Here is a 6639-nt window from a genome sequence, read left to right as displayed (position 1 = left end):
TAAACCGGGATGAATAATCCGGGTGGTGACAAAGAAATTCGGTGGAGCGGTAGTTCAGTTGGTTAGAATACCTGCCTGTCACGCAGGGGGTCGCGGGTTCGAGTCCCGTCCGTTCCGCCACTTATTAAGAGCCCTGAGCATTTGCTCAGGGCTTTTTCTTTGCCTGTAATTTTATTATTGCTAAATTCGCAAAAATCCTCTGCATTTTTCGCTCTTTTTCTATAAAGAGCAGAAGGTCATAATCCCCTCAGTTAACGAACATTGTGATTAAAAAGAGGAATTCTATGACTATCCCTGCATTTGGTTTAGGTACTTTCCGCCTGAAAGACGACGTGGTTATCGCTTCTGTTAAAACAGCTCTGGAGCTGGGTTACCGCGCAGTCGACACTGCACAAATCTATGATAATGAAGCTGCTGTTGGCCAGGCGATTGCCGAAAGTGGCGTACCGCGTAATGAGTTGTACATCACAACTAAGATCTGGATTGAGAATCTTGGTAAAGACAAGCTGATCCCAAGCCTGAAAGAGAGCCTGAAAAAACTGCGCACAGATTATGTTGATCTGACGCTGATCCACTGGCCATCACCAAATGATGCTGTCTCTGTTGAAGAGTTTATGCAGGCATTGCTCGAAGCCAAAGAGCAAGGGCTGACTCGTGAAATTGGTATCTCTAACTTCACTATCCCATTGATGGAAAAAGCTATTGCTGCTGTGGGTGCAGAGAATATTGCGACTAACCAGATTGAGTTATCTCCGTATCTGCAAAGCCGTAAGGTTGTTGACTGGGCGAAAGAGCACGGTATCCACATCACCTCATACATGACACTGGCTTACGGTAAGGCGCTGAAAGATGAAGTGATTGCTCGCATTGCCGCTAAACATAACGCGACGCCGGCCCAGGTGATTCTGGCATGGGCGATGGGGGAAGGTTACTCTGTGATCCCTTCTTCTACTAAGCGTGAAAACCTGGCAAGCAACCTGCTGGCACTGGAACTGCAACTTGATGCGGAAGACAAAGCGGCAATCGCTGCTCTGGATTGCAACGATCGCCTGGTTAGCCCGGAAGGTCTGGCGCCTGAGTGGGATTAATCGCCTGATCCTCTGTGCCTTTAACCCTCTTTTACAGCTCCTTCGGGAGCTGTTCTTATATATTCACTTAAAAAATCGATAAATGCTCGAATACGGGTACTGACGGCACGATCGCTGTAATACACCGCGCTGAAAGGCATCTCGACAGGCAGCCGTTTATCCGCCATCAATTCGACCAGCTTACCCTGAGCGATCTCTTTATCAATCATATAATCTGAAAGACAAGCAATACCGTTGCCGCTCAGGCAAAGCTGCTTCAGCGTTTCGCCACTGTTCGAAGATAGAGCGCAATCAACCTCATGCAATTGTCCGTCACTGCAGGCTATGGGCCAGGTATTGAGCGAAATGGGTTCAGAAAACCCCAGACACAGGTGCTGCTTTAACTCTTCAACAGTCTCTGGCTTACCGAAACGGGTAATATAGTCGGGCGAAGCAATAATCTTACGGTAGCTGGTAAAGAGTGGACGTGCGCGCAGACTTGAGTCAGTTAAGGCACCGGCACGTATCGCAACATCCACTTTTCGTTCAATAAGATTGATGAATGTCTCTGAGGAAACCAGCGACAACGTCATCTCGGGATAGCGCTCACGGAAAGGTTTGATCAGTGGCATCAGGAAATGCAACATCACCGGTGTTGCGGCATCTATACGCAGCAAACCGCGCGGTGTATTACGCGACTCCATGATTTCGGTTTCCGCCGCAGCCATATCCTGCAGTATCTGTTGTACACGCCTGAAGTAGCGTTCACCTTCTTCTGTCAGACTGAGCTGCCGGGTTGTTCGATTGAGCAAACTAACGCCCAGCTTCATCTCCAGCTTCTTTACTGCCCGACTGACCGCGGAATTGGCCTGCCCAAGCTGCTCTGCGGCCCGGCTAAAGCTACCGCTTTCCACGACCGCGACAAAAATTGCCAGTTCTTCGGAGGTTGCTTTCATTTTTGCACCTGAAGCAAAATTATATTGAGATTTTGAATATTTTTGTTATTAAAACATCCCGGCATACTGCCTGTCATCTGATTACTGATGATATGGAGCTATTTATGCCTCTCGCTTTATTTGCACTGACAATAAGTGCCTTCGCTATTGGTACGACTGAATTTGTGATTGTCGGCCTGGTGCCGACCATTGCTGAACAACTGGCGATCTCTTTACCTTCTGCCGGGATGCTGGTTTCAATCTATGCGCTGGGTGTCGCGATCGGAGCGCCAGTATTGACAGCCCTGACCGGACGTCTGCCACGTAAGCAACTGTTGGTGGCGCTGATGGTCCTGTTTACGGCCGGTAACTTGTTGGCATGGCAGGCACCTGGTTATACGACATTAATTGTCGCCCGCCTGCTGACAGGCCTGGCACACGGTGTCTTCTTCTCAATTGGTTCTACGATTGCGACAAGCCTGGTGCCAAAAGAGAAAGCCGCTTCTGCCATCGCTATCATGTTTGGTGGTTTAACGGTTGCACTGGTGACGGGAGTACCGCTGGGTACATTTATCGGACAACATTTTGGCTGGCGTGAGACTTTCCTTGCCGTATCACTGTTGGGTGTGATTGCACTGATTAGCAGCCAACTGCTGATCCCTGCGAATATTCCGGGTCGGGCGGCTGCCAGCATTCGTGATCAGGTAAAAGTGTTAATCCACCCACGCCTGTTGCTTATCTACGCGGTTACGGCGTTGGGGTACGGTGGTGTCTTCACTGCGTTCACCTTCCTGGCACCTATGATGCAGGACCTGGCAGGCTTCTCGCCGGCAGCGGTAAGCTGGATCTTACTGGGCTATGGCGTATCGGTCGCTATCGGTAATATTTGGGGAGGTAAGCTGGCGGATAAACATGGTGCTGTCCCGGCGTTGAAATTTATCTTCGCGGCGCTGTTTGTCCTGCTGATGGTCTTTCAACTGACGGCCTCTACGCAATACGCTGCGTTAGTGACGATTCTGGTGATGGGGATCTTCGCCTTTGGCAATGTTCCAGGTTTGCAGGTTTACGTGGTACAGAAAGCGGAACAATTTACCCCCAATGCGGTGGATGTGGCATCCGGTCTGAACATTGCTGCGTTTAATATTGGTATTGCGCTTGGCTCTGTGATTGGCGGACAAACGGTAGAGCATTATGGTTTAGCACAGACTCCGTGGATTGGTGCGCTGATTGTTCTGGTTGCTTTTTTACTGATGGGTATCAGCGGTCGCCTGGATAAACCGGCGCGGGTAGTATTGGGATAAATCATTGATGTAAGTACCCACTTACAAAACAAACTGCAATTGTTCGTTGAAAGTGAGTGCTAAAGTCCCTATAACAGAAGAACCAGTCCGGCTGCGGACTGGTTGACGTTATAGAGGTTTGAAAGTCTAAAGTGCGAAAAAACACCTATGCCATGCGCTATGTTGCCGGACAGCCCGCTGAGCGGATTTTACCGCCAGGGTCATTTGCGCATATCGGCCAGGCATTACCTGCAGGCGTGCCGTTAAGCAGTGAAGATCGCATTCGCGTGCTGGTATGGAATATTTTTAAACAGCAGCGGGCAGAATGGCAGTCGGTGCTGAAGAATTTTGGCAAAGACGCGCATCTGGTGTTATTGCAGGAAGCACAAACCACGCCTGAACTGGTGCAGTTTGCGACCGCTAACTATCTTGCCGCCGATCAGGTTCCCGCTTTCGTGTTGCCTCAGCATCCTTCTGGCGTCATGACGCTTTCTGCTGCACATCCGGTCTACTGCTGTCCATTGCGCGAGCGTGAGCCAATTTTACGCCTGGCAAAATCGGCTCTGGTCACAGTGTACCCGCTGCCTGACTCGCGTTTATTAATGGTGGTGAATATCCACGCGGTAAACTTCAGCCTCGGCGTCGATGTCTATAGTAAGCAGTTACTTCCCATTGGGGATCAAATCGCCCATCACAGTGGTCCAGTGATTATGGCCGGTGATTTCAATGCCTGGAGCCGCCGACGGATGAATGCGCTGTACCGCTTTGCGCGTGAAATGTCGCTGCGCCAGGTTCGCTTTACCGACGATCAACGCCGGCGTGCGTTTGGTCGCCCACTCGACTTTGTGTTTTATCGTGGTTTGAACGTGAGTGAGGCCTCTGTGCTGGTCACTCGCGCCTCCGATCACAATCCACTACTCGTTGAATTCAGTCCCGGCAAGCCTGAGCAATAAAGGTATGTCAGGTCTGCCGTAGGGCAGGCCTGTGATGGTTGCCCTTCATATTTCACAACAACCGAAGGACAACACAATGACAACACGCTCCCACCATGACAACGTCGAAAAGCAGTTTGGCTCTCAGGCTAACGCCTATTTAACCAGCACCGTACATGCTACTGGTCGTGATTTACAACGACTGGCAGAAAGGCTGTCTGCTTTTCCACAGGCACGGGTACTGGATATGGGATGTGGAGCAGGACACGCCAGCTTTGTGGCTGCGCAAAACGTTCAACAGGTTGTGGCTTATGATTTATCGTCTCAAATGCTTGAGGTGGTCGCAGAGGCCGCAAAAGAGAAGGGCCTGGACAGCATCACCACGCAACAGGGATATGCAGAGAGCCTGCCGTTCGGCGATTGCGCTTTTGATGTAGTGATTAGCCGCTATTCGGCGCATCACTGGCATGATGTCGGACGTGCGCTGCGTGAAGTCAATCGTGTACTGAAACCCGGTGGTGTGGCGATCGTAATGGATGTGATGTCGCCAGGACATCCGGTCCGTGATATCTGGTTGCAAACTGTCGAAGCGTTACGCGACACCTCGCATGTCCGCAATTATTCCAGCGGTGAATGGCTGTCTTTAATCAACGACGCCGGTTTGATTACCAATACCGTGTTGACCGATCGCCTGCCGCTGGAGTTCAGTTCGTGGGTGGCGCGGATGCGTACACCTGCCGCGTTGACAGAAGCGATTCGTTTATATCAGGAGAGCGCATCTGCTGAAGTGAAAGCCTACTTCGCGTTACAGGAGGATGGTTCATTCACCAGTGATACGATAATGGTTGAGGCACATAAAGCGGGATAAATAAAAAAGGCACTGGGGGGAAACCAGTGCCTTCATTTTTACAATGCTATCAGGAGTCAGGCATGCCGTTGTTTTTGACAAACAACGTGAGCTGATCGCCCGGTTGCAGATTGTCCGTATCGCTGTTCCAGCGCATTACATCCTTGATGTTAACCCCGTGGCGTTTGGCAATGCTCGACAGAGAGTCGCCTTTACGCACACGATAGGTGATGCTATCGCTGTTGTTAGCCAGTCGCTGCGCGCTGTTGCCAGCACCTACGGTCAGGCTTTGGCCCACTTTCAGTGATGATCCACGCAGATTATTCCACTGCTGCAGATCCTTCGTGCTCACGCCAAGACGTGCAGCGACGCCAGAAAGCGTATCGCCAGAGCGAACTTTGTAACTACGGCTGTTCAGCGGCGTGTTATCAGCCACCAACGTTGACTGTACGGCTGCAATTTCGCCGGAAGCCAAAGACTCACGCAGCTTCTCTGCATGCTTCTTTGGTACCATCACGTATTGCGGACCGCTGGCACCCAACGTGGAGCCTTTCACACCTGCATTGAAGGTCTTCAGTTTGCTGACGGAAATACCCGCCATATCGGCAACCTGAGCCATCTCAACCGGGCTGTTCAGGCGAACACGTGCCAACGCACGGCTTTCGTCTGTGGTAGGCAGACGCACGCCATAGCGTTTGCTGTTTTTGAGAATATCACTCAATGCCAGCATTTTGGGCACATACTGCTTCGTTTCCTGAGGCAAAGGGAGCGACCAGAAATCGGTGGATTTACCCCGAGATTTGTTCGCTTTGATTGCCTTCATCACGCGACCTTCACCGCTATTATACGCGGCAACGGTCAGCAGCCAGTCGCCATCAAACATCTTGTTCAGACGCTGCATCATGTCCAGCGCGGCAGTGGTGGAAGCCACAATGTCGCGACGTGCATCATAATTGCGGGTCTGTTTTAAACCATAATTGCGCCCCGTGCTCGGAATGATCTGCCAAATACCTGCGGCATTGGCGCCAGACGTTGCGTGAGGATCAAAAGCGCTCTCCACTATGGGTAGTAGTACCAGTTCCATAGGCATGTTACGTTTCTTAACTTGCCCGGCTATCCAGTACATATACGGCTCTGCCCGTAAAGTTACATCGTGGAGATAGCTCTTATTGCGTAAATACTTCTGTTTTTGTTCGCGAATCCGGTTGTTTTCCGGAATTCCCATCTTTAGCTCGTCACCAATGAAAGCCCACAAATCCTGATCAGCAGCGATAGATGTTCCATCGTCCATCCATCGCGCCTGACTTGTAAACTTTCCTGCTTCCCCTTGACCAGCTGCAGAAAGGCTCTGTGCGTGCTGTTGGACGTTACCAGTATTCTGGCACCCAACAAGCAGGACAGAGGCGAGTAATATCGCTTTTGCCTTCATGTGTGTGTCAATAGTTGCTTAAAAGACGACCGATCATAACGGCGAAGTTTTCAAAAGGCAACCCGGAATTGTCAGAACGTATCTTTCTTTGACCTTAACCAGGCAAAACGCTCTTCAGGTTGTTGCAATATTGTTTCTTTGTTTATTTC

Annotated in this window: 7 protein-coding genes and 1 tRNA gene; 5 read left to right on the top strand and 3 right to left on the bottom strand. The window is 50.6% G+C overall.

Annotated elements, in window-relative coordinates; all coding sequences use genetic code 11:
- Positions 1 to 43: 43 nt before the first annotated feature.
- Positions 44 to 120, top strand: a tRNA-Asp gene (locus NNO02_RS22195).
- A 164-nt stretch (positions 121 to 284) separates the two neighbouring features.
- The gene (dkgB, locus tag NNO02_RS22190; RefSeq protein ID WP_271455765.1) at positions 285 to 1088 is read left to right on the top strand and encodes a 2,5-didehydrogluconate reductase DkgB; all 804 of its coding nucleotides are present in this window, start codon (positions 285 to 287) and stop codon (positions 1086 to 1088) included.
- A gap of 20 nt (positions 1089 to 1108) precedes the next feature.
- On the opposite strand, the gene yafC is transcribed toward dkgB, so the two are convergent.
- A complete protein-coding gene (gene yafC, locus NNO02_RS22185; RefSeq protein WP_271455764.1) occupies positions 1109 to 2023 on the bottom strand; it encodes a DNA-binding transcriptional regulator YafC in 915 nt (304 codons plus the stop codon).
- Positions 2024 to 2127: 104 nt separating this feature from the next.
- Between yafC and NNO02_RS22180 the strand changes: the two genes are divergently transcribed.
- From NNO02_RS22180 to NNO02_RS22170, 3 genes are all read left to right on the top strand, one after another.
- Positions 2128 to 3303 (top strand): MFS transporter, encoded by a 1176-nt coding sequence (locus NNO02_RS22180; RefSeq protein ID WP_271455763.1) that lies wholly within the window; start codon positions 2128 to 2130, stop codon positions 3301 to 3303.
- Positions 3304 to 3434: 131 nt separating this feature from the next.
- A complete protein-coding gene (locus NNO02_RS22175; RefSeq protein ID WP_008783770.1) occupies positions 3435 to 4235 on the top strand; it encodes an endonuclease/exonuclease/phosphatase family protein in 801 nt (266 codons plus the stop codon).
- A gap of 76 nt (positions 4236 to 4311) precedes the next feature.
- Positions 4312 to 5082, top strand: coding sequence for a class I SAM-dependent methyltransferase (locus NNO02_RS22170; RefSeq protein ID WP_271450284.1), 771 nt, complete (start codon positions 4312 to 4314; stop codon positions 5080 to 5082).
- Positions 5083 to 5131: 49 nt separating this feature from the next.
- Here the strand turns inward: NNO02_RS22170 and mltD are convergent, their stop codons facing one another.
- Together mltD and NNO02_RS22160 are read right to left on the bottom strand one after the other, a co-directional pair.
- The gene (mltD, locus tag NNO02_RS22165; protein ID WP_271450285.1) at positions 5132 to 6490 is read right to left on the bottom strand and encodes a murein transglycosylase D; all 1359 of its coding nucleotides are present in this window, start codon (positions 6488 to 6490) and stop codon (positions 5132 to 5134) included.
- 71 nt (positions 6491 to 6561) lie between these two features.
- A partial coding sequence (locus tag NNO02_RS22160; protein ID WP_271455766.1) for a hypothetical protein occupies positions 6562 to 6639 on the bottom strand: 78 nt, incomplete at its 5' end.

Source organism: Citrobacter sp. Awk 2 (genome assembly GCF_028069815.1).
Lineage (GTDB): Bacteria > Pseudomonadota > Gammaproteobacteria > Enterobacterales > Enterobacteriaceae > Citrobacter.
Note: the sequence above shows the minus strand (reverse complement) of the source record. Positions and strands in the feature narration are given on the sequence as shown.